The sequence below is a fragment of the Xenorhabdus littoralis genome (assembly GCF_033949345.1).
Lineage (GTDB): Bacteria > Pseudomonadota > Gammaproteobacteria > Enterobacterales > Enterobacteriaceae > Xenorhabdus > Xenorhabdus littoralis.
On record NZ_VCDP01000180.1, the window covers coordinates 1 to 1,105 of the forward strand.

A 1,105-nucleotide genomic window follows, 5' to 3' on the forward strand; every position below is an offset into this window, starting at 1 on the left:
GGCAGTACCTGCAATAAATCCCCAATCAGTTCATCAAGGAACATCTCCGGCGCCCAGTCTTCCAGTGCATCAAATTTGCGGCAACAGGCTCCAAAGACTTCATCAAAGGTGACGGCGGGTTCCGGGTTTATACTGAAGATATATTGTTGCCAGACGGCCTCGGCATTCTGGCGCAGCATCAATAAAGGGCGTATCTGAGGCGTTCCCAGCCCGGACGCCAGCAGATTCGGCATCCACGGATACAGGTATTGCACCGTATCCTCCATCCGGCTGATATGGCTGGCACTGACGGGAAAACCGGCCGCATTAAGCTGCGCGGACAATTCACGCAAGGTGATTTTTTTTTGCTTTTGCTCTTCGTAAATGGCTCTGGCCTTGCTGATCCCTAATGCTTTTTCAATAAAACTCAGATCTCCGCGCAGCTCATTCTCCGCCAGATGCCCGATAACACACTGCAATCTGCCCGGCCACGGTTTAAACAGGCAATGAACCCGGTAAAAACGCTCATCGCCGGTTTCCTGCCACAGTTCGGACAAAATCTGATAGCGGCTATTGCCGCCATCGCTGAAGATATAGACATCTTCACCTTGCGGATCCCGGGTGACTTTCGGCACCGTATCCAGCCCGCGCGCTTTGATGGAGGCTTTGATATCGTCGTAACGCGGATTCCGACTGGTGCGGGGGTTATCCGGATTGGGGCGGAGTTGATCCAGTGTCAGTACCATCGGCATTTCCGACGCAGGGAGTGGTTCATTACATATCGCTGCTGCCTGACGCCCTTGTTGTAACAAGGCATTGCCCATATTGAGATGTTGCCGTGCCATCATTTACCCCCGTAACCATCACTGTCTGCGGATAAGTCCGAAAACCGCGTATATTGCCCGTCAAATCCCACACGAACCGCGCCCGTTGGACCCTGACGCTGCTTACCAATAATGATTTCAGCGATACCCGTATCGGGTGTGTCCGGGTGATAGACTTCATCGCGATAGAGATGCAGTATCAGGTCGGCGTCCTGCTCCAGTGAGCCGGAATCACGCAGGTCACCATTGTTAGGACGTTTATCGGAACGGTTTTCGACCTGTCGGTTAAGCTGGGACAGCGC

Annotated in this window: 2 protein-coding genes; both read right to left on the reverse strand. The window is 53.3% G+C overall.

The genetic code is table 11. From position 1 onward, the window contains the following. Positions 1–824, reverse strand: an 824-nt coding sequence (locus FE394_RS19105; RefSeq protein WP_319927900.1) for a ParB family protein, incomplete at its 3' end; no start/stop codon positions are given. Continuing rightward, positions 824–1,105, reverse strand: a 282-nt coding sequence (locus FE394_RS19110) for a DnaB-like helicase C-terminal domain-containing protein (RefSeq protein ID WP_319927901.1), incomplete at its 5' end; no start/stop codon positions are given. The genes FE394_RS19105 and FE394_RS19110, both read right to left, overlap by 1 nt.